This window comes from Aeromonas sp. PrichA-15 (assembly GCF_017939245.1).
Classification (GTDB): Bacteria; Pseudomonadota; Gammaproteobacteria; order Enterobacterales; family Aeromonadaceae; genus Aeromonas; species Aeromonas caviae.
Genome location: NZ_JAGKRH010000017.1, coordinates 33194 through 54507 on the forward strand (window position 1 = coordinate 33194; position 21314 = coordinate 54507).

23 protein-coding genes are annotated in these 21314 nt (G+C 62.7%); 6 read left to right on the forward strand and 17 right to left on the reverse strand.

What is annotated here, in order from left to right; translation table 11 throughout:
- Nucleotides 1–3 precede the first annotated feature (3 nt).
- The 5 genes from lepA to rpoE form a co-directional block, all read right to left on the reverse strand.
- Complete coding sequence (gene lepA / locus J9889_RS02900; protein ID WP_042016225.1) at nucleotides 4–1797, reverse strand: translation elongation factor 4; 1794 nt, start codon at nucleotides 1795–1797, stop codon at nucleotides 4–6.
- Between the two features lie 159 nt (nucleotides 1798–1956).
- On the reverse strand, nucleotides 1957–2418 hold the full coding sequence (locus tag J9889_RS02905; RefSeq protein ID WP_039040538.1) for a SoxR reducing system RseC family protein: 462 nt from the start codon (nucleotides 2416–2418) through the stop codon (nucleotides 1957–1959).
- Between the two features lie 90 nt (nucleotides 2419–2508).
- Nucleotides 2509–3489 (reverse strand): MucB/RseB C-terminal domain-containing protein, encoded by a 981-nt coding sequence (locus tag J9889_RS02910; protein WP_010675643.1) that lies wholly within the window; start codon nucleotides 3487–3489, stop codon nucleotides 2509–2511.
- Nucleotides 3490–3510: 21 nt separating this feature from the next.
- On the reverse strand, nucleotides 3511–4098 hold the full coding sequence (locus J9889_RS02915) for an RseA family anti-sigma factor (RefSeq protein ID WP_041211670.1): 588 nt from the start codon (nucleotides 4096–4098) through the stop codon (nucleotides 3511–3513).
- A gap of 22 nt (nucleotides 4099–4120) precedes the next feature.
- The gene (rpoE, locus tag J9889_RS02920; protein ID WP_010675645.1) at nucleotides 4121–4702 is read right to left on the reverse strand and encodes an RNA polymerase sigma factor RpoE; all 582 of its coding nucleotides are present in this window, start codon (nucleotides 4700–4702) and stop codon (nucleotides 4121–4123) included.
- Between the two features lie 181 nt (nucleotides 4703–4883).
- On the opposite strand from rpoE, the gene nadB reads away from it, so the two are divergent.
- Nucleotides 4884–6491 carry an L-aspartate oxidase gene (gene nadB, locus J9889_RS02925; protein WP_048208412.1) on the forward strand — a complete coding sequence of 536 codons (1608 nt, stop codon included), beginning with the start codon at nucleotides 4884–4886 and terminating at the stop codon, nucleotides 6489–6491.
- 118 nt (nucleotides 6492–6609) lie between these two features.
- Here the strand turns inward: nadB and J9889_RS02930 are convergent, their stop codons facing one another.
- Both J9889_RS02930 and J9889_RS02935 read right to left on the reverse strand, forming a co-directional pair.
- Complete coding sequence (locus J9889_RS02930) at nucleotides 6610–6981, reverse strand: protein YgfX (protein WP_043154867.1); 372 nt, start codon at nucleotides 6979–6981, stop codon at nucleotides 6610–6612.
- 58 nt (nucleotides 6982–7039) lie between these two features.
- Nucleotides 7040–7309 carry a succinate dehydrogenase assembly factor 2 gene (locus J9889_RS02935; protein ID WP_041213909.1) on the reverse strand — a complete coding sequence of 90 codons (270 nt, stop codon included), beginning with the start codon at nucleotides 7307–7309 and terminating at the stop codon, nucleotides 7040–7042.
- A gap of 113 nt (nucleotides 7310–7422) precedes the next feature.
- Between J9889_RS02935 and ygfZ the strand changes: the two genes are divergently transcribed.
- Nucleotides 7423–8334, forward strand: a complete 912-nt coding sequence (gene ygfZ / locus J9889_RS02940; protein WP_210555955.1) for a tRNA-modifying protein YgfZ — start codon at nucleotides 7423–7425, stop codon at nucleotides 8332–8334.
- A gap of 7 nt (nucleotides 8335–8341) precedes the next feature.
- On the opposite strand, the gene J9889_RS02945 is transcribed toward ygfZ, so the two are convergent.
- Entirely contained in the window at nucleotides 8342–9223 is an 882-nt protein-coding gene (locus J9889_RS02945) for a LysR family transcriptional regulator (RefSeq protein WP_010675650.1), read from the reverse strand.
- Between the two features lie 124 nt (nucleotides 9224–9347).
- Here J9889_RS02945 and J9889_RS02950 point away from each other — a divergent pair, with 124 nt between their 5' ends.
- Nucleotides 9348–9785, forward strand: coding sequence for a PACE efflux transporter (locus J9889_RS02950; RefSeq protein WP_039040541.1), 438 nt, complete (start codon nucleotides 9348–9350; stop codon nucleotides 9783–9785).
- 70 nt (nucleotides 9786–9855) lie between these two features.
- Here the strand turns inward: J9889_RS02950 and J9889_RS02955 are convergent, their stop codons facing one another.
- Nucleotides 9856–10197 carry a hypothetical protein gene (locus tag J9889_RS02955; protein ID WP_010675652.1) on the reverse strand — a complete coding sequence of 114 codons (342 nt, stop codon included), beginning with the start codon at nucleotides 10195–10197 and terminating at the stop codon, nucleotides 9856–9858.
- A gap of 183 nt (nucleotides 10198–10380) precedes the next feature.
- Here J9889_RS02955 and cutA point away from each other — a divergent pair, with 183 nt between their 5' ends.
- The 3 genes from cutA (at nucleotide 10381) to J9889_RS02970 (ending at nucleotide 13023) form a co-directional block, all read left to right on the forward strand.
- The gene (cutA, locus tag J9889_RS02960) at nucleotides 10381–10698 is read left to right on the forward strand and encodes a divalent-cation tolerance protein CutA (protein ID WP_010675653.1); all 318 of its coding nucleotides are present in this window, start codon (nucleotides 10381–10383) and stop codon (nucleotides 10696–10698) included.
- Nucleotides 10695–12473, forward strand: coding sequence for a protein-disulfide reductase DsbD (locus J9889_RS02965; protein ID WP_210555956.1), 1779 nt, complete (start codon nucleotides 10695–10697; stop codon nucleotides 12471–12473). The genes cutA and J9889_RS02965 overlap by 4 nt, the downstream gene beginning before the upstream one ends.
- A gap of 124 nt (nucleotides 12474–12597) precedes the next feature.
- Complete coding sequence (locus J9889_RS02970; protein ID WP_103858323.1) at nucleotides 12598–13023, forward strand: hypothetical protein; 426 nt, start codon at nucleotides 12598–12600, stop codon at nucleotides 13021–13023.
- Between the two features lie 20 nt (nucleotides 13024–13043).
- On the opposite strand, the gene J9889_RS02975 is transcribed toward J9889_RS02970, so the two are convergent.
- From J9889_RS02975 to J9889_RS03010, 8 genes are all read right to left on the reverse strand, one after another.
- Nucleotides 13044–14345 carry an FAD-binding oxidoreductase gene (locus J9889_RS02975; protein ID WP_103858322.1) on the reverse strand — a complete coding sequence of 434 codons (1302 nt, stop codon included), beginning with the start codon at nucleotides 14343–14345 and terminating at the stop codon, nucleotides 13044–13046.
- A gap of 153 nt (nucleotides 14346–14498) precedes the next feature.
- Nucleotides 14499–15578, reverse strand: coding sequence for a class II fructose-bisphosphate aldolase (gene fbaA / locus J9889_RS02980; RefSeq protein ID WP_010675658.1), 1080 nt, complete (start codon nucleotides 15576–15578; stop codon nucleotides 14499–14501).
- A 115-nt stretch (nucleotides 15579–15693) separates the two neighbouring features.
- Complete coding sequence (locus J9889_RS02985) at nucleotides 15694–16857, reverse strand: phosphoglycerate kinase (RefSeq protein WP_052815671.1); 1164 nt, start codon at nucleotides 16855–16857, stop codon at nucleotides 15694–15696.
- Between the two features lie 66 nt (nucleotides 16858–16923).
- Complete coding sequence (epd, locus tag J9889_RS02990) at nucleotides 16924–17934, reverse strand: erythrose-4-phosphate dehydrogenase (protein WP_041211676.1); 1011 nt, start codon at nucleotides 17932–17934, stop codon at nucleotides 16924–16926.
- Between the two features lie 50 nt (nucleotides 17935–17984).
- Nucleotides 17985–18914 (reverse strand): ROK family protein, encoded by a 930-nt coding sequence (locus tag J9889_RS02995; RefSeq protein ID WP_045522010.1) that lies wholly within the window; start codon nucleotides 18912–18914, stop codon nucleotides 17985–17987.
- A gap of 151 nt (nucleotides 18915–19065) precedes the next feature.
- Nucleotides 19066–20133 carry a uroporphyrinogen decarboxylase gene (hemE, locus tag J9889_RS03000; protein WP_043154833.1) on the reverse strand — a complete coding sequence of 356 codons (1068 nt, stop codon included), beginning with the start codon at nucleotides 20131–20133 and terminating at the stop codon, nucleotides 19066–19068.
- 139 nt (nucleotides 20134–20272) lie between these two features.
- Nucleotides 20273–21052: an NAD(+) diphosphatase gene (gene nudC, locus J9889_RS03005; RefSeq protein WP_210555957.1), complete on the reverse strand. Its 780-nt coding sequence runs from the start codon at nucleotides 21050–21052 to the stop codon at nucleotides 20273–20275.
- Nucleotides 21053–21105: 53 nt separating this feature from the next.
- On the reverse strand, nucleotides 21106–21314 hold a 209-nt coding region (locus tag J9889_RS03010), incomplete at its 5' end, for a hypothetical protein (protein WP_210555958.1).

Sequence of the window (21314 nt, forward strand, 5' to 3'; positions counted from 1 at the left end):
CGATTAATCCTTTCCGACGTGGAGAATGGCGAGGAAGGCCTCTTGCGGCACGTCCACACGGCCCAGAGACTTCATCCGCTTCTTGCCTTCTTTCTGCTTGTTCAACAGCTTCTTCTTCCGGCTCACGTCACCACCGTAGCACTTGGCGGTGACGTCTTTACGCAATGCCTTGACGGTGCTGCGGGCGATGATCTGGTTGCCGATGGCGGCCTGGATGGCGATGTCGAACATCTGGCGCGGGATCAGCTCGCGCATCTTCTCCACCACCTGGCGACCGCGATACTGGGCGTTCTCCTTGTGGGTGATGATGGCCAGGGCGTCGACCCGCTCGCCGTTGATCATGATGTCCAGACGGACCATGTCGGAGGTTTCGAAACGCTTGAAGCCGTAGTCCAGGGAGGCGTAGCCGCGACTGGTGGACTTCAGACGGTCGAAGAAGTCGAGCACCACTTCCGCCATCGGGATCTCGTAGGTCAGCGCCACCTGCTTGCCGTGGTAGACCATGTTGGTCTGTACGCCGCGCTTCTCGATGCAGAGGGTGATGACGTTGCCCATGTACTCCTGCGGCAGCAGGATGTGACACTCAGCGATGGGCTCGCGCATCTCCTTGATGTTGTTGATGGCGGGCATCTGGGCCGGGCTGTCGATGTGGATGGTGGAGCCATCGTTCAGCTCGATCTCGTAGACCACGGTCGGTGCGGTGGTGATGAGATCCAGATCGTATTCACGCTCCAGACGCTCCTGGATGATCTCCATGTGCAGCATCCCGAGGAAGCCGCAGCGGAAGCCGAAGCCCAGCGCCGTGGAGCTCTCCGGTTCGTAGAACAGGGAGGCGTCGTTGAGGGAGAGCTTCTCCAGCGCATCGCGGAAGGACTCGTAGTCATCGCTGGAGATGGGGAACAGGCCCGCATAGACCTGGGGCTTCACCTTCTTGAAGCCGGCCAGCGCCTTCTCGGCACCGTGCTTGGCCAGGGTCAGGGTATCCCCCACCGGCGCACCGTGGATGTCCTTGATGCCGCAGACGACCCAACCTACCTCGCCACAACCCAGGCCGTCGGTGTCCACCTGCTTCGGCGTGAAGATACCGATGCGATCCACACCCCATACCTGACCGGTGCTCATCACCTTGATCTTGTCGTTCTTTTTCAGGGAACCGTTCTTGATCCGCACGAGCGACACGACCCCGAGGTAGGAGTCGAACCAGGAGTCGATGATCAGCGCCTGCAGCGGCGCCTCCGGATCCCCTTCCGGGGACGGGATCTTGGCGACGATCTCTTCCAGCACCAGATCGACACCGAGGCCGGTCTTGGCGGAGCAGCGCACCGCGTCCACCGCGTCGATGCCGACGATGTCCTCGATCTCCTCGGCAACCCGCTCGGGCTCTGCGGCCGGCAGGTCGATCTTGTTCAGCACCGGCACCACTTCCAGCTCCATTTCCATGGCGGTGTAGCAGTTGGCCAGAGTCTGTGCCTCAACCCCCTGACCGGCATCCACCACCAGCAGTGCCCCTTCACAGGCAGCCAGGGAGCGAGAAACCTCGTAGGAGAAATCCACGTGGCCCGGGGTGTCGATAAAGTTCAGCTGATAGGTGTTACCGTCTTGTGCCTGGTAGTTCAGGGTCACACTCTGTGCCTTGATGGTAATGCCGCGCTCGCGCTCCAGATCCATGGAGTCCAGCACCTGGGCCTGCATCTCGCGATCGGACAGGCCGCCGCAAGTCTGGATCAGACGGTCCGACAGGGTCGACTTACCGTGGTCGATGTGCGCAATAATCGAAAAGTTACGAATGTGTTTCATCGAGCAAGAATCACTCAAAATTAAGTTAGGGTCGGATATGAGGGCAGGATTTTACTGGATAACCCGGTCGACGGCCAATCTTTAGTCGGCGGGCCCCACAAATAGCGCCTTGTCTGGCGGGCGTTGGGCACCTGGATGCCCTCCGCCAGACCCGGCCCCTCAAGAGAGATGACGGGTATTGAGCACCACCCCGAGCATGCGGGGACCGTATTCCCCCTGCTCGAGCCGGTCAGAAAAGTAACGAACCAGTAAAAATCCGATGGCGCCGCCCAGCAGACAGCAGAGGATGGTCACCCCCTCTCCCGCCGACAAGAGCGGCACCAGCCAGAGCTGGCCGAGCAGGGCACCCAGCAGCAGACAGAAGAGCGGCAGCACGTACACCAGGGCCGCACCGCGCAGGATGCTGGCCTGAGGGATGCCCAGGCGGATCTGCTGGCCCACCGCTACATCGCCGGTGAGGGCGACCCGCAGCCGCTGCGCCTTCATGGGAAAGGCCTTGGCGACGGTGCCGGTCCCGCAGCTGGATTGTTGGTGGCAACCGCTGCAGGCGGATCGCCGCTCGCACTCCACCCAGGCGTGATTGCCGTCGATGGCCACTACTGTGGCCAGCTCTTCACTCATGTTACTCACCTGATGACTCCTCACAGGGGGCGGTGGATGCTCCAGATCTCAGCACGACGGCACCCTCAGGGCAAGTCTCACGGCAAAGACTCACTGCACCGCCTCGTTGCGGGCCAGCGGCTGCACGGCCTCGGCGATGCGCTTGGCGGTTTCGGCGGGCACCTCGCCCACCACGGTGATCTCTACCCCGACCTCGTTGACGAAGCTCACCAGCGAGGTGGCCCCCTGGCGAATCAACTGCTGGCGCACCGCCTGCTTGGGATCGACCCGGGAAACATAGACGGAGAGATCCACCAGCCCGTCGGAGAGCATCATGTAATCCACCGGCAGACTGGTGCTGACCAGCTGATGCCGATCCTGAGAGAGCACCTTGAAGCCATCGGGCAACCAGGTCAGGTGCCAGTTAAGGGTCTGCTGGGGAGCGGGATAGGCATCTTCCAGCGCCAGCGCATCCGGCAGCTTGCTGCGTGCCAGGGTGACCAGCCAGGGGGCCGGCGCAGATTGCCTGTCCAGATCCACCCCCAGCACCTGCTCCACCAGATTTCCTTCCCGATCCACCATGTCCACCCGCAGCAGCAGATGGCTCTGTTCGTCAATCCAGAGCACGAAGCCGTACTTGTCCGCCTCCTTGGGCACCAGCCGTACCACTTGTGCCACCAGGCCGGCCACCCGGCTGCGGCCCGCCAGCACGGGGTCATAACTCTCCATCACCCGGGGCAGCGGCATCCTCACCAGGCTCGACCAGACCCCGGGGAAACGCGCCCCCTTAAGGGTGTAGGGTTCATGGGTGTTTTCGAAGAAGGTGTATTCGTTCTGGCGTTGCAGGAACTCCACGGCCTTGCCGTCGAGATAGCTCAGGTGAGCCACCTCCTTGCCATCGATGATCCCGTGGCTGAAACGGATAGGCTCGAGGCGCCCCTGGCGGGCCTTGACCATGGACAATTCGAAGTTTTGTTGCGAAACGGCACTCTGCATCTGCTGCAACAAGGCCTCGGCCGACAGATCGTCGGCCGAGGCCTTGGCACAAATCAACAGGAGAGAGGCCAGCAGGATACGGCTGGACTGGCGCACGATCTGATCCCTAAAAATGCGTTATTCCTGAATCTGCTTGTCTTGCAGCAGACGCTGTTGCAGTTGATGGTCGCGCAGGAAGGCATTGATGCGCTCGCGCTGCTCCTGCATCTGCTGCTCGCTCAGACCTTGCTGACGCACACCGGTCCGGCTGCCATCCTGGGGATAGTGCACGCTCACCGGCGCAGCACTGCCACCCACGGGTATGGTATTGAGCACCGGGCTGGTCGGCACACCATCCTTGCCCTGGTACTGCTGCACGCCGAAGATGACGGCGGCAGCCACGGAGGCGGCAATGGCATACTGCCCCACTTGCTGGCCAAAGCGGCGAACGAAGGGGATCACCTTGCCGGCGGGCTGCACCTGGGGCGCAGCAGGCTGTGCCGGCTTGGGCGCCAGTATGGCGGGTTCATCCTCCAGCGCCAGCATGATGCTGTCGCTGAGATCCAGTTGCAGATTGACCGGCAGGTCACCCCGCATGGCATCACCGATCAGATGGTAACGCGACCAGGTATCCTGCAGAGCGGGATCCGTTCCCAGCTCGTTCAGTACCTCGATTTCGCTGAGGTCGCCATCCATCAGGGCTGAAAGTTGCTCTTTATTTGCCATAAGTTTGCCTGTCTTTCCCCAGTTAATGCTCGATCAGAGGTTGCAGCTTTTTATCGATTGCTTCCCTCGCCCGGAAGATGCGGGATCTCACCGTACCTACCGGGCAATCCATGATCTCCGCAATCTCCTCGTAGCTCAGCCCTTCCATTTCACGAAGGGTGATCGCCGTTCTCAAATCTTCTGGCAAGGCTTCTATGGCGGTAAACACGGTGCGCTTGATCTCGTCGGTCAGCGCCAGGTTTTCCGGGGTGGCCACCTCTTGCAGGGCTTCACCACCACCATAATATTCAGCCTCGTCCGCTTCGACATCACTGCTGGGCGGTCTACGCCCCTGTGACGTCAGGTAGTTTTTAGCCGTGTTGACGGCGATCCGGTACAACCAGGTGTAAAACGCGCTCTCGCCACGGAATGTCGGCAACGCACGGTAGGCCTTGATGAATGCCTCCTGCGCCACATCCGGTACATCGCCCGGATTGTTGACATACCTGGCCACCAGGTTGACCACCTTGTGCTGGTACTTGCGTACCAACAGGTTGAATGCATTTTTATCGCCACGCTGGACCCGTTCAACCAGCTGTTCGTCCAGTAGATTCTGGTCGCTCATCAGAGCCGTAAAACCCCCATCAGGTTATCGTTTTTCTTTTCCGGCCCCTTCTAAGCGCACAAGTTCAGACAGGAGGAATCAGGGAAAGTTCGCTTGCATTGAAAAAAATGTGATGCGGGCTGCATCACAACCCCCCTTGGGCTACCATGGGGCCAGTTCTTAATCCAGGCCAATGATACTTATGAAAGCAAGTGTTGAATACCTTTGCGACGTACTCATCATTGGCAGCGGTGCCGCCGGTCTGTCCCTCGCGTTGCGATTGGCAGACCAGGCCAAAGTCCTGGTTCTGAGCAAGGGGCCCATCAGTGAGGGGGCCACTCTCTATGCGCAAGGAGGCATCGCTGCCGTGTTCGACGAGACCGACAGCATCGAATCCCACGTGAGCGACACGCTCAACGCCGGCGCCGGGTTGTGCGACCCGGCGGTGGTGGAGTTCACCGCCCGCAACGCCCGCGACTCCATCCAGTGGCTCATTCAGCAAGGGGTCCCCTTCGATCAGGAAGAGGATGCCGAGGGGGAATCCCACTATCACCTGACCCGGGAAGGGGGCCACAGCCATCGCCGCATCTTCCACGCGGCCGACGCCACCGGCAAGGCGGTGCAGCTCACCCTGATCGACCAGGTGCGCGCCCACCCCAACATCCAGCTGATGGAGCGCTTCAACGCGGTCGATCTCATCACCACCCGCAAGTTGGGTCTGCCGGGCAACAAGGTACTGGGAGCCTATGTCTGGAATCGCAACGCCGAGCAGGTCGAGGTGATCCGCGCCCGCTTCGTGGCGCTGGCCACCGGCGGGGCCTCCAAGGTGTACCAGTACACCTCCAACCCGGACGTCAGCTCTGGCGACGGCATCGCCATGGCGTGGCGCGCCGGCTGCCGGGTGGCGAACCTGGAGTTCAACCAGTTCCACCCCACCAGCCTGTTCCACCCGGACGACCCCAACTTCCTGCTGACCGAAGCGCTGCGTGGCGAGGGGGCCTATCTGCGCCGTCCCGACGGCAGCCGCTTCATGCCGGAGTTTGACGAGCGGGCCGAGCTGGCCCCGCGGGACATCGTCGCCCGCGCCATCGACCACGAGATGAAGCGCCTCGGGGCGGATTGCATGTATCTGGACATCAGCCACAAGCCGGCGGATTTCATCATCAAGCACTTCCCGACCATTTATGAGCGCTGCCTCGCGGTCGGTATCGACATCACCAAGGAGGCGATGCCCATCGTCCCGGCGGCCCACTACACCTGTGGCGGCGTGATGATCGACAACAACGGCCAGACCGACATCCCCGGCCTCTATGCCATCGGCGAGGTGACCTATACCGGGTTGCACGGCGCCAATCGCATGGCCTCCAACTCCCTGCTCGAATGCGTGGTCTATGCCCACCAGGCGGGAGCCGACATCCTGGCCAAGCTGCCCACCAGCGTGGCGCCCCCCAGCCTGCCGGCCTGGGACGAGAGCCAGGTGGATGACTCGGACGAGCAGGTGGTGATCCAGCACAACTGGCACGAGCTGCGGCTGATGATGTGGGACTACGTGGGCATAGTGCGCACCAACAAGCGCCTGGCCCGGGCCAAGCGTCGCATCGATCTGCTCAAGCAGGAGGTGCAGGAGTACTACGCCAACTTCCGGGTCTCCAACAACCTGCTGGAGCTGCGCAACCTGTTGCAGGTGGCCGAGCTCATCGTCAACTGCGCCCTGGAGCGCAAGGAGTCTCGCGGTTTGCACTACAACCTGGATTATCCGGACATGCAGCCGGACTCCAAGCCAACCGTGCTGACCCCGGATCGGGAATGACGCCGGATCTGGAATAAGGCCGTTGCGTTCGATTCGGGCGTATGCCCTCCCCCAGATGACCCCGCCCAGGCGGGGTCATCTGCTATGAGCGGCAGATGTAGCAGGTAGAGAGACGCCCCTAGCGGACAGCGAGGTGAATGGCGCGGGCCAGGGCGCGGTAGTGTGCAGGGGCCAGGGCATCGGAGAAGAGCCAGAGCTGCCCCTCGGAGCCCTCCACTGTCTTCAGCCGCAACCAGAGCACCCCGGGCAGGATGCGGCTGCGGGGATCCAGCCGATGGCGCGCCCCTTGCCACTCGAGCCACTCCCCGTCCCAGACGAGCACGCCGCTCGCCGCCGGATGGCGGCGCAACGCGCGCCACAGACTCAGCCCCCAGACAGGGAGGAACAGCCCCCATTGCCAGCCCTGGATCAGGCTGGCGACGGGCAAGAGCAGCAACAGAAACAGGATGCACAGCAGCAGACGCTGCTGGCGGGAGGCGATCACGGGCATCACTACCCGCTGGGGAGACGCGAGGCTGGCCATGAGGGGTGGCGGTCGCGAGTCGGGCTCAGCGCAGGCTGTCGTGGCGGGCCTGATTGCGCTCGAGGATCAGGGGGATCATGGCGGCAAAATCGGGATCCTCGGGCACGCCGTGACCCATGCACCAGCGGAACAGCTCGGGATCCTCGCACTCCAGCAGGCGGATGAAGGTGCGCTGTTCGGCCTCGCCGAGGCCATCGAACTCGTGCTCAAAGAAGGGCATAAAGATCACATCCAGCTCGAGCATGCCGCGACGGCAGGCCCACTTCAGGCGGGACTTCTCACTTGGGTTCAACATGGAACTCTCCTTACAAAGACCGGGGAATGGTAGCAGCAGGATTTTCCGGCTGACAAACATTCCTTACGTCTTTACCATGCAGGTCACATACTTTCTGTCTCTGGAATCCAATCGTGAGCCTGCCGACCCCTCTTCTTCCTGCCGAGCCGACCCTGTTTTCCCTGACCAATCTGGCCATCACCCGCCTCGGCGGCCCGGATCGCGCCAAGTATCTGCAAGGTCAGGTCACCTGCGACGTCAACGCCCTGCAACCGGGCCAGAGCACCCTCGGCGGCCACTGCGATCCCAAGGGCAAGCTGTGGAGCGATTTTCGCCTGCTCTGCCTGGAAGACAGCCTGCTGATGCTGACCAAGCCCTCGGTGCTGGCCCGCCAGCTGCCGGAGCTCAAGAAGTTTGCGATCTTTGCCAAGGTCGAGATCGGCGAGTTTCAGGGCAGCCTGGCCGGACTGGCCGGTCAGGGGACGGACGACTGGATGGCACAGCACTTCGCGCTGACCGGCACCGGCCTGGTGGAGGGCGGCATGGCAGTCAGGGTGGAGGCGGACCGCTGGCTGCTGGCGAGCACATCCCCGCTGGCCCTGAACCTGCCGGTGGGCGACGAAGGACTCTGGTGGGGGCTGGAAATCAAAGCCGGTCTCCCCCATCTGGAAGCGATCCATCAGGGGGAATACATCCCCCAGATGCTGAACCTGCAAGCCCTTGATGGAATCAGCTTCAACAAGGGCTGCTACATGGGGCAGGAGACGGTGGCGCGCGCCAAGTATCGCGGCGCCAACAACCGCGCCCTCTTCGTGCTGAGCGGCACTGCCGCAACGCAGGTGGCCAGCGGTGACACCCTGGAGATCCAGCTCGGTGACAACTGGCGCCGCAGCGGTCTGGTGCTCAACGCCTGGCAGCAGCAGGGTCAGGTATGGCTCACCGCCGTGCTGCCCAAGGACACCGAGGCCGACGCCCGCTTCCGCCTCAAGCTGGAAGAGGGCTCCAGCCTCAGTCTGCAGCCCCTGCCCTATGCGTTGATCGACTGAATCCCCCCTAGCGAGGCACCCGCGCCAGCAGTGCCTCCTGCAACCAGCGCCCCGCCTGCCCGAGCGGGCGGGCGCGATACCACTGCAACTCCAGCGCCAGTTCCGCCTCGGCGATGAAGTCCGGCTTGAGCACCACCAGCTCCCCCCGCGCCAGGGGCCGGTGCAGCAGAAACTCGGGCACCGCCGCCCATCCCAGCCCCAGTTTCACCAGCTCCAGGATCCCGAGATCCCCCTCCACCCACCACACTTGCGCCGAGAGGCGGAAGCGATGGCGCTCCGTCCCCTCCCGCCGTCCGGTCACCATCAACTGGCGAGCCCCTTGCAGGTCGCTCTCCTTCAACGGCGTCTTGTGGGCCAGGGGGTGATCCGGAGAGACCACCAGGGGCATGGTGACCGTCCCCAGGGAGCGGGAGACCAGCTCCCGCTCGGGGTGCGCCTTCTGATAGCTGATGCCAAGCTGGGCACGGCCGCTCTTGAGCAGCTCGGTCACGTCCTCCATCAGCGGGAACAGCAGCTCCAGCTCCACCGCCGGGTAACGGCTGGCGAACTCCTCCAGCAGGGAACCAAGCCAGGGCAGGTGGGAGTCATCGTCGATAGCCAGGGTGAGGCGCGACTCGACGCCGTTGGCCAGTTCTCCTGCGATGGCCTGCAGTCGCTCGCTCTGGGCCAGCAGCACCCCTGCCTCCTGACAGATGCGGGCACCCGCCTCGGTCAGCACGGGATAGCGGCCGCTGCGATCGAACAACGCAAGGCCGAGATCGATCTCCAGGTTGGCGATGGCGGCACTCACCACCGACTGGGCCTTGCCCAGCCTGCGCGCAGCCGCCGAGAACGACCCGGTCTCGGCCGTCGCCAGCAATGCCTTGAAGTGTTCCAGTGAAGGGGTCATGAGCCTGCTCCGCCGTGCTGTTGTGTCGTCACATCTATCTATTTTAGCGATAGATACCAACGTGAATCTATCCGGTTTTGGCGATACATTGCCGCCATTCCCTGACCAAAGAGAGAGACAGACCATGCGTACGACCCGTGACCGCCTGCGCCACGCCATCGGCTTCGAATTGATTGGCCTGCTGATCGCCGCTCCGCTGGCCAGCTGGGTGACCGGCGTCGGGCTCAACCACATGGGCCCCCTGGCCCTGTTCTTCTCGGTGGTCGCCACCGTCTGGAACTATGTCTACAACATCGGGGTGGACAAGCTGCTGCTGCGCTATCAGGGCCACACCCACAAGGCGCTGTGGCAGCGTGTGCTGCACACCCTGGGGTTCGAGGGGGGCCTGCTGATCGTGGCCCTGCCGGTGATGTCCTGGTGGCTCGACATCGGCCTACTGGAGGCGCTGGTGCTGGATATGGGCTTCGTGCTCTTCTACCTGGTCTATGCCTTCGTCTACAACTGGAGTTACGACAAGGTGTTCCCCATTCCCATGGGACAGGTGCAGAAGGCGCTGGGATAAGCGATTCGAGGGGTAAGGGCGAGGCACCATCATGCGATGGCATGATGGTGCTGAAGAGGGCCTCGCGGGGTCAGGCCTGTGCCTTGACCTCTTCCGGCGGGGTATCGTCCTGCCTGGTTTCCTGGCGCATCATGGCTTCGAGGTCGCTCTGGTACTGGTTCAGCATGCGCTGGGCCGCCACCATGTCCCCCTTGTGCAGGCGCTCGAACAGATGATGCTGCACCACGCCGTTGAGGTACTCCACCGTGATGGGTTGCTCCAACGCCGACAACAGCTCCTCTTTTTCCAGCTCCGCATTGATCTCGTCGACACTGGTACGCAGCAGACCGGCCAGTTGCACCAGCATGCGGCGCTCCCCTTCACGCAACAGGCTCAACATGCGGTTTCTCTGCTGCTCATTCTGTTGGGTCATACATTTCCTTACGTAGAATTGGAACAAGCCCGCTCATTCTGCCCTGTCCTTTTCACAGCGTCCATCTCGGGCGCATGACTTATTCCGGGTGCGGGGGGCCGGGTGCTATTTGCCCCCCGGCCCGGTATAGTAACGGCTGATCCAGGGGGCCCGTGCGCCCCGTTGCCGAGACCGTCCATCCTTATGACCGACGCCATTCTGGTGCTCTGCACCTGCCCCGACGAGACCAGTGCAGACCGCCTCTGCGAGCAGCTGCTCGACCAGCGCCTCGCCGCCTGCATCAACCAGCTGCCCGGGGTCACCTCCGTCTATCGCTGGCAGGGCAAGACGGAACGAACCCGGGAGATCCAGCTCGTCATCAAGAGTCGGGCCGCTCTGTTCGAGCCCCTGCGCCAGTGCATTCTCGCCCACCATCCCTACGAGGTACCGGAGATCCTGGCGCTCCCGGCAAGCCAGGGCCACCCTGCCTATCTCGACTGGTTGACACAGGAGACCTCATGACCGCCTCTCGCCCCCTCTCCTTCCTGCTGATGCTGCTGGGCCTGCTCTGCGTCCTGACGACGGCCCCCGCCCGGGCCAGCAGCCAGGATCTGCTCGGCAGCCTCGGCATCGAGACCCAACCCAGATTCCTCAAGGTGGATCAGGCCTTCGCCCTCGAGAGCGAACAACAGGGTGATCGGCTGCTGCTCCGGATACGCATCGCCGACGGCTACTACCTCTATCGCCACAGCATCCGTGTGAAGGGAGAGAACCTCGCCTTCGACGAGCCCGTCCTGCCCCCCGGCACCGAGCACGAGGATGACTTCTTCGGCAAGAGCCGGGTCTATTACCAGGAGGTGCAGATCCCCGTGGCGCTGACCCGGGTCGGGGACGCGGCCAGCCTCACTCTGAGTTACCAGGGCTGCACCGAGGGACTCTGCTACCCACCGACCGACAAGCGGATCGCCGTCGAGCCCCTCGCCGCCCCCGCCCGGGCGGAAGCGCCGGCCAGCCTTCAGGGCACCGACGTGCCGGGCAGCCAGCAGGACAGGCTGGCGGCCGCCCTCGGCAGCCAGGGGTTCTGGATCAGCGTCGCCGCCTTCTTCGCCCTGGGTCTCGGCCTCGCCTTCACCCCCTGCGTCTTCCCCATGTATCCCATCCTGACCGGGATCATCGCCGGGGCCGGACATCGCCTCTCCACCCGTCGCGCCTTCCTGCTCTCCTTTGTCTATGTGCAGGGGATGGCGGTCACCTATACCCTGCTCGGGCTCGTCGTCGCCTCGGCGGGCCTGCAATTCCAGGCGACCCTGCAGCACCCCTATGTGCTCATCGGCCTCTCGGTGATGTTCGTGCTGCTCGCCCTCTCCATGTTCGGGCTCTACACCCTGCAACTGCCGAGCAGCCTGCAAACCCGTCTCTCGGGCTTCTCCAACCGCCAGCAGGGCGGATCCGTGGCCGGCGTTGCCATCATGGGCATGATCTCGGGACTGGTCTGCTCCCCCTGCACCACGGCGCCGCTCTCCGGGGCCCTTATCTACGTGGCCCAGAGTGGCGACCTCTGGCTCGGCGGTGCGGCCCTCTATGCCCTCTCCTTGGGCATGGGGCTGCCGCTGCTCTTGCTCGGCACCTCTGGCGGCAAGCTGCTGCCCAGGGCCGGCGCCTGGATGGATGTGATCAAGCAACTCTTCGGTTTTGCGCTGCTGGCGGTACCCATCCTGCTGCTCTCAAGGCTCCTGAGCGATCAGGTGGCCACCCTGCTCTGGCTCGGCTGGGGGCTGGTGCTGTGCGGTTATCTCTATCACCACAACCAGCATCGCGCCCATTCGGTGGGCAAGAGCCTTGGCGGCTTCGTTCTGCTGCTGGCGATCATGGGTCTGGTGGTGGTGGGCAAGGATCTGCTGCTGCCACCCGAGGGGGCCAATGCCGCCGCCCAGACCCAGGCCCCCCGATTCATCCGAATCAAGACCCTGGACGATCTCAAGGTGCAGCTCGCCGCCGCCCGCGGCAAGCCGGTGCTGCTGGACCTCTACGCCGACTGGTGCGTGGCCTGCAAGGAGTTCGAGCACAAGACCTTCAGCGACCCCGATGTGCAGGCGCGCTTCAGCGAGATGGTGCTGCTGCAGGCGGACGTCACCGCCAACGACGACGCCGACGTGGATCTGCTCAACGGCCTCAACGTGCTGGGATTGCCGACCCTCCTCTTCTTCGATCGCGATGGCAACGAGGTGAACGGCCAGCGGGTGACCGGCTTCATGGGGCCTGTCGAATTTCTCGGCCAGCTGGACAAGCTGCGCTGATACCGGGTGGCCCGTGCAACCGTGTGGGCCCCCGGTTTGACCGCCATTTTTCCGGCAATCCCTTGTATATGACCGACGCCGTGGCAGAATTTGCCCTTTCCCGTCTCGTTCGTCCGGAGTTTTGATGAAAAAGTGGTTCATCCCCCTGCTGGCCCTCTGGCTTTATGGCTGCAACGCAGGTCCCGGTGAAGAGACCATCCAGAGCCAGGTCACCGCCAGGTTGCAGGCGGGCACAGATGCTGACCTGCTCGACATCCGCGACTTCGCCGTGCTCGGCAAGGAAGAGCGGATGGAGGGGGTCTATCTGGTCAAGGTGAGCTACCAGCTCCACTTCAAGCAGGGACTGGATCAGTTGCAGGTGCTGCACGACGAGGATCTCGTCTATGACAGGGTCGGCCCCTTCCAGCAGGAGATGGGGCTGATGGAGCTCGAGCGCAAATATGGCGACTTCGAGGCTGGCCAGGCCCTGGCGCAGGAGACCCAGGTCTGGATGATGAAGACGGAGCAGGGCTGGCGCCTGGCCGAGCCAGACGCGACGCAGCAGGGATAAGCCCGAACCCCGCCCTCCCCCTAGAGCAGATCCTTCAGCCGATACCAGAGCATCCCGAGCGCCAGCAGCGGAGAGCGCAACGCCGGGCCACCCGGGAAAGTCATGTGGGGGACGCGGCTGAAGAGATCGAAGCCCCGGCTCTCCCCCTTGATCGCCTCCGCCACCAGCTTGCCCGCCATGTGGGTGGCATTGAGGCCATGGCCCGAATAGGCCTGGGCATAGAAGACGTTGGGATGCTGCTCGAGGCGGCCTATCTGGGGCAGCCGGTTGGCGCCTATGCCTATCATGCCCCCCCACTGGAACTCGATGGCGGTACCCGCGAGCTCGGGGAAAACCCGCAGCAGCTTGGGCAGCATGAAGGCCTTGATATCGCGGGGGTCACGGCCCGAATAGTTGCAGGCCCCGCCAAACAGCAGGCGACCGTCCGCCGACAGCCGATAGTAGTCGAGCGCCACATTCTGATCACACACCGCCATATTCTGTGGCAGCAAGCGTTGGCGCAGGCGCTTCTCCAGCACCTGGGTGGCGAGAATGTAGGAGCCAGCCGGCAGCACCTTGCCCCCGAGATCGGGCTGGAGGTCGCCCAGGTAAGCGTTGCAGCCGATCACCAGGTAGTCCGCGCTGACCCGGCCGTGGGCCGTGGTCACCTCGACCCGCTCGCCGTAATCGATGTGGATCACCCTTGAGTGTTCGAACAGGGAGACCCCGAGACTGGCTGCCGCACGCGCTTCGCCGAGGGCAAGGTTGAGAGGATGCAGGTGACCGGAGCCCATGTCGATCATCCCGCCGATATAGCGATCCGACCCGACCACGGTGTGCATCTCCTCCCGCGCCACCATTTTCAGTGCGTGCCGATAACCCAGGCTCGCCAGGTGCTCGGCATCCTCCTCGAACCCCTTCAGGTGACGCGCCTTGGTGGCGAGATCGCAATAGCCCCAGGTGAGATCGCACTCGATATTGAAACGCTCGACCCGCTCGCGCACCAGCTGCACCGCTTCGATCCCCATCAGATCCAGCTCCCGCACGCCCGCCTCGCCAATCCAGCGGGCGAACTGGCTGGTATCGTGGCCGATGCCGCGGATCAGCTGGCCGCCGTTGCGCCCCGACGCTCCCCAGCCGATGCGGTTGGCCTCCAGCAACACCACCTTGTAACCGGCATCGGCCAGGTTGATGGCGGTGTTGAGGCCGGTGAAACCGCCACCGATGACGCAGACGTCCGCATCCAGCTCACCACTGAGCTCGGGCCACTGCCGATGGTCGTTGCGAGTGGCCGCGTAATAGGAGGCCGTGTGTTCCTGATGTCCCTGTCTTCCTGTCTGCATGCTCAGCATCCTGCCTGGTTGCATTCGTTTACTAAATTAAACGGGTGTCATCGATAATACCCAGCCCCCCATCCCCAATCCAGCCCGTCAGGATCACAGAAATGCAAAAGGCGCCCCGAAGGGCGCCTTTTCATGCAATCAAGGTGCTGCGAGTTACAGTACGTCGATGGCGTTCAGGTCGGAGAAGGCCTTCTCCAGACGCGCGATCATGGAAGTCTGACCGGCACGCAGCCATACGCGCGGATCGTAGAACTTCTTGTTCGGCTTGTCGGCACCTTCCGGGTTGCCCAGCTGGCCTTGCAGGTAGGCTTCGTTGGACTTGTAGAAGTTCAGCACGCCTTCCCAGGTCGCCCACTGGGTGTCGGTGTCGATGTTCATCTTCACCACGCCGTAGGAGATGGATTCGCGGATCTCTTCCAGGGTAGAGCCGGAGCCACCGTGGAACACGAAGTCCAGGGACTTGGCAGGCAGACCGAACTTCTCGGAGACGTACTTCTGGGAGTTGTCCAGGATCTTCGGAGTCAGCTTGACGTTACCCGGCTTGTATACACCGTGTACGTTGCCGAAGGAGGCAGCGATGGTGAAGCGCGGGCTGATCTTGGACAGACGCTCGTAGGCGTAGGCCACGTCTTCCGGCTGGGTGTACAGGGAGGATTGGTCCAGGTGGCTGTTGTCCACGCCGTCTTCTTCACCGCCGGTGCAACCCAGTTCCAGCTCCAGAGTCATGTTCATCTTGGCCATGCGGGTCAGGTACTCGCAGCAGATGTCGATGTTCTCTTCCAGAGACTCTTCGGACAGATCCAGCATGTGGGAGGAGAACAGCGGCTTGCCGGTTTCGGCAAAGTGCTTCTCACCGGCATCCAGCAGACCGTCGATCCACGGCAGCAGCTTCTTGGCGGCGTGGTCGGTGTGCAGGATCACCGGTACACCGTAGGCTTCGGCAACGGCGTGCACGTGCTTGGCACCGGAGATGGCACCCAGGATGGCAGCTTGCTGGCCTTCCAGCTTCAGACCCTTGCCGGCGGTGAACACGGCACCACCGTTGGAGAACTGTACGATAACCGGGGCTTTGACCTTGGCAGCAGCTTCCAGCACGGCGTTCACGGAGTCGGTACCGACGCAGTTGACGGCCGGCAGAGCGAAGCCGTTTTCCTTGGCGATGGCGAACACTTTCTGAACGTCATCACCAGTGATCACGCCGGGTTTTACGAAGTCGAAAATTTTCTTAGACATGTTTAATCGTCCTGTCTCGTATGCCGTTAATAAAAAGTGGGGGGTTCATCATGAACCGGCACAGCGGCCACATGATAAACGAAACGGGAGGCTTTTGCCCCCCGTCCCGGGTCAATTAGGCTTTGGCGCGCTCTTCGAGAATCGCGACAGCCGGCAGTACCTTGCCTTCTACGAACTCCAGGAAGGCGCCGCCGCCGGTGGAGATGTAGGAGACCTTGTCGGCGATGCCGAACTTGTCGATGGCAGCCAGGGTGTCACCACCGCCAGCGATGGAGAAGGCCGGGGAAGCGGCGATGGCTTCGGCGATCACCTTGGTGCCTTCAGCGAACTGGTCGAACTCGAACACGCCGACCGGGCCGTTCCACAGGATGGTCTTGGCGTTCATGATGATGTCGGCCAGGGCCTTGGCGGAATCCGGACCGATGTCGAAGATCATGTCGCCGTCAGTCACGTCGGACACGGACTTGATGGTGGCCGGGGTGGATTCGGAGAACTCGGCACCCACAACCACGTCGGTGGTCACCGGAATGTTGGTTTCGGCAGCCAGTTTCTTGGCGGTGTCGATCAGATCGTGCTCGCACAGGGACTTGCCGACGTTGTGACCGGCAGCAGCGATGAAGGTGTTGGCGATGCCACCACCGACCACCAGCTGGTCAGCGATCTTGGAGAGGGATTCGAGTACGGTCAGCTTGGTGGAGACCTTGGAGCCGCCCACGATGGCAACCATGGGGCGCTCGGGCTTCAGCATGGCTTTGCCCAGGGCTTCCAGTTCACCGGCCAGCAGGGGGCCTGCACAGGCAACCGGCGCGAACTGGGCCACACCGTAGGTAGAACCTTCGGCGCGGTGAGCAGTACCGAACGCATCCATTACAAAGACGTCACACAGGGCGGCGTATTTTTTGGCCAGCTCTTCGGTGTTCTTCTTCTCGCCTTTGTTGAAGCGGCAGTTTTCCAGCACAACCAGCTCACCGGCGGCGACGTCTACGCCATCCAGGTAGTCTTTGGCCAGACGAACCGGGCAGGACAGTGCGTCTTTCAGATAGTTGACAACCGGAGCCAGGGAGAATTCTTCGTTGTATTCACCCTCGGTCGGACGACCCAGGTGGGAGGTGATCATCAGCTTGGCGCCCTTTTCCAGAGCCAGCTTGATGGTCGGCAGAGTCGCAACGATACGTGCATCGGAAGTGACCTTGCCGTCTTTTACCGGCACGTTCAGGTCAGCACGGATCAGAACGCGTTTGCCCGCCAGATCCAGGTCGGTCATCTTGATAACAGACATATTCAGTCCTCTATATATTTTCAGGTAATGTTAAAAAAACAGTAACCTTGCGCCCGGTGCAGACTTTCAGCCTGCGGCCATCATGGCCCGGGTAGTATCCAGCATGCGGTTGGCGAAGCCCCATTCGTTATCGCACCACATCAACATCTTGACGAGGTTGGCATCGCTGACCCGGGTCTGGGTACCATCAATGATGCAGGAGTGTGCATCATGATTAAAGTCTACGGAGACCAGTGGCTCTTCCGTGTAGTCCAGAATACCGTGTAATGTACCTCTGGATGCCCGTTGCAGGGCTTGATTTACGTCACTAACTGTCACTTTTTTACGAACAGTAATGCTCAGATCCATGGCGGTTACATTGATGGTCGGTACCCGCACCGCAATCGCCTCGAACTTGCCGGCAAAGTGGGGAAGGATACGTTCCAACCCCTTTGCCAGCTTGGTGTCCACCGGGATGATGGACTGGCTGGCTGCCCGGGTTCTGCGCAAGTCGCCGTGATAGGCATCGATGACTTGCTGATCGTGCATGGCCGAATGAATTGTCGTAATAGTACCACAATTTATCTCAAATTCTCGATGCAATGTTTCGATGACGGGGACCACGCAGTTGGTGGTGCAGGAGGCGTTGGAGACAATCCGCTCCCGCCCGGTCAGCACCTGGTGGTTGACCCCGTAGACGATGGTGGCGTCCACATCCGCGTCCGCCGGATGGGAGAAGAGCACCTTGCCCGCTCCCGCCCCCAGATGCAGCTCGGCATCGGCCCGGGAGCCGAACACCCCGGTGCAGTCCAGCACCACGTCCACCCCCAGCGCCCGCCACGGCAAGTTCGACGGATCCCGCTCGGCAAACAGGGCGATGAGATCCTCCCCCACCTGCATGCTGTTGCCCGCCAGTTGCACCGGATAGCGGAACCGGCCGTGGCTGGTGTCGAAGCGGGTCAGGTGCACCATGGCCTCGGGGGCCGCCAGCTCGTTGATGGCCACTATCTTGATGGTCTTGTCGCGGCCGCTCTCGTAGAGGGCCCGCAGCACGTTGCGGCCGATGCGGCCATAGCCGTTGATGGCAATCTTGATCATGGAAACGTTGTGTCCTTAGCTGCGACAAAGGGATGGGAGGAAGGGGCGACTCACGAGAGCAGTGCCTCGCGAAAGACGCCGCGGGCCAGCAGTGCGGCACCGAATACCCCGGCGCTGTCCCCCAGAGCCGGCGCTACCATGGGGGTGGCGAAGCGGGGGTTGAACAGGAAGGGCAATACCGTTTCGCGCCCGGCGCGATAGAGGCTCTGCACATTGCCCACGCCGCCACCGATGACGATGACGTCCGGATCGAGAATATTGATCACGTTGGCGAGGGCCTGGCCGAACAACAGGTGCAACCTGTCCATGGTGAGCCTGGCGACATGATCATGGGCACTGGCCGCAGCAATCTGGGCGAGCGAGAGACGGCGTTTGGTCCTGGCCTCGTACCAGGCCTCCAGCGCCGGGCCGCTGATGAGGGTTTCGACGCAGCCGCGCTTGCCGCAGTAGCACTCTGGCCCCTCCGGCAACAGGACGTTGTGCCCCCACTCCCCGGCGATGCCGTGGTGACCGTTGAGGATCTGGCCGTTGATGACGATGCCGGCCCCGACCCCGGTGCCCATGATGATGCCGAACACCACTTTTGCATCGGGATGATGCTGGCGCACCGCCCCCAGATGGGTTTCCGCCAGGGCGAAACAGTTGGCGTCGTTGGCGATGAGCACGGGGACGCCCAGCCTGCGCTCCAGATCTTCCTTGAGCGGCTTGCCGTTGAACTCGGTGGTGTTGCTGTTTTTCAGCAGCCCGGTCTGGGGGTCCCGGGCCCCCGGCGTCCCCATGCCGATGAGTGCAGGACGCTGACCGAGTTTGGCGGCACACTCGTCCACCAGTTTGGCGATCTGGCCCAGCATGTGCTGGTAGCCGCCGTGCCGTTCAGTGGGAATGCGGTGGCGCAGCAACACCTCGTCGCCATCGAGCACCACGCACTCGCACTTGGTCCCGCCAAGGTCGATCCCCCAATCCCACGCCTGCTTCTCCATCCAGCCTCCTGCCCCTCAACGACCCCATCCCGGCCACAACTGCCAACATGGGGGTGCAGTGTAACCCGAGCCGCAACCAGGATGCAGCCCCCTGTGTCACGGACAGCAAAACGGGGCCCGCAGGCCCCGTTCATCACGCTGTTTGCCGCGCTCAGCGACCGTGGTACCGGGCGGAGAGCTCATGCACCGCGTTGACGAACACGCCGGCATGTTCCGGGTCCACATCCTGATGGATGCCGTGCCCCAGGTTGAAGACATGACCGTTGCCATGACCGAAACCGGCCAGAATGGTGGCGACCTCTTCGCGGATCCGCTCCGGGGTGGCGTAGAGCATGGAGGGGTCCATGTTGCCTTGCAGCGCCACCTTGTCGCCGACCCGGCGTTTGGCGTCCGCGATGTCGGTGGTCCAGTCCAGCCCCAGGGCATCACAGCCGGTGGCGGCGATCTGCTCCAGCCACTGGCCGCCGTTCTTGGTGAACAGGGTGACCGGCACACGGCGGCCCTCATGTTCACGGATCAGGCCATCGACGATCTTGTGCATGTACTGCAGGGAGAAGTCGCGGTAATCGCGCGGGGTGAGCACGCCGCCCCAGGTGTCGAATACCATGACCGCCTGGGCACCCGCCCTGATCTGGGCGTTGAGATAGCTGATCACGCTGTCCGCCAGCTTGTCGAGCAGCAGATGCAGGGTCTGCGGCTCTGCATACATCATCTTCTTGATCTTGGTGAAGGCCTTGGAGCTGCCCCCCTCCACCATGTAGGTGGCCAGGGTCCAGGGGCTGCCGGAGAAGCCGATGAGCGGCACGTCGCCCTTGAGCTCGCGGCGGATAGTGCGTACCGCATTCATCACGTAGCCGAGCTCGTCTTCCGGATCCGGGATGGGCAGGGCCTGCACGTCGGCCATGGAGGTGATCGGGCGCTCGAAGCGCGGGCCTTCCCCCTGTTCGAAGTAGAGGCCCAGCCCCATGGCATCGGGCACGGTCAGGATGTCGGAGAAGAGAATGGCGGCATCGAGCGGATAGCGGCGCAGGGGCTGCAAGGTGACTTCACAGGCCAGCTCGGCGTTGCGACACAGGGACATGAAATCCCCCGCAACGGCGCGGGTCGCCTTGTATTCCGGCAGATAACGGCCAGCCTGACGCATCATCCATACCGGGGTCATGTCCACTTCCTGGCGCAGCAGGGCACGCAGGTATCGATCGTTTTTCAGCTCTTTCATCCCAGTTCCTGAGTCATGTCACGCATAAAATGGCGGACATGATACCACTTTGTGCAAGGCTGAGGGCGACCCTGACGCCGCACTTCGCCGCAGGAGTGCAAAGATGTGAGGGGGCGCATACAAGCGCCCCCGTTTTCCCTCAACGCGCCTCGGCGAGGCACTGTTCGATGAGCCGGCGCGCTATGGTGCCATGAGGGGGCAAGCGCGGCAGCCGGTCGGCGGCAAAGAAATCGGCCGCCACCAGTTCGTCATCCTGCACCCGGATCTCGCCGCTCTCGTAGTCGGCGGTGAAGCCCATCATCAGGCTGTGGGGGAAGGGCCAGGGCTGGCTCGCCACGTAACGCACATTGGTCACCCGGATGCCGCTCTCCTCGAACACCTCCCGCGCCACGCACTGCTCCAGATTCTCCCCTGCCTCCACGAAGCCGGCCAGCACGGTATACATGGGATCATCCGCCTGATAGTGACGGCGGTGGGCTGCCAGCAAGATGGCCGGCCCCTTGCGCACCGCGACGATGATGCAAGGGGAGATGCGCGGATAGACGACATGGCCGTGATGACACCCCTGGGCCCACTCTCCTTCCCTCGGGGTCATGGGGGCGCCGCACTCACCGCAGAAACGATGGGTTCGGCGAAAAGTGGCGAGCTGCCAGGCCCGTCCTGCGAGGCGAAAGCCCTCTTCGTCCCCCGCCACCATGAGCTGGCGCAGCGGGGCCATGGCCCCGGTCTCCGCCTCGCCCCCCAGATCCAGCAGATGGCAAGGCAGGCCGTCCCACTCGTCGAAGCGCTCGAAGGGGGCGGTGTGCAGATGGGTGGGCAAAACGGCGCGGGGCCCTTGTGGAATGCGCCCCTGTTCATCCAGCAGGACGAGGTGATCGCCCCCCAGCACGAACCAGAAGGCCTGTTCAGTTGATGACATATGATGAAGGCTCTTGTTGAGAATGCGCGCGGCACAGGATCGTTTGCCTCATCTTACGAGCAGGAAGGGCCGATGGCGACCCCCGACATGGCCCTCTTCTCGCCAGACACACCATGAAAAAAGGTTCTTCGCGGGATCTTGGGGAAGTGGAAGTTGACAGACAGGGTGCTGGTAAACTGGCTGTCTCCAAACACACCACCACCATCACCCTGCTGTCGCCGTGCATCATATTGATATTGCCTCCTTCTGGCCAGGTTATACC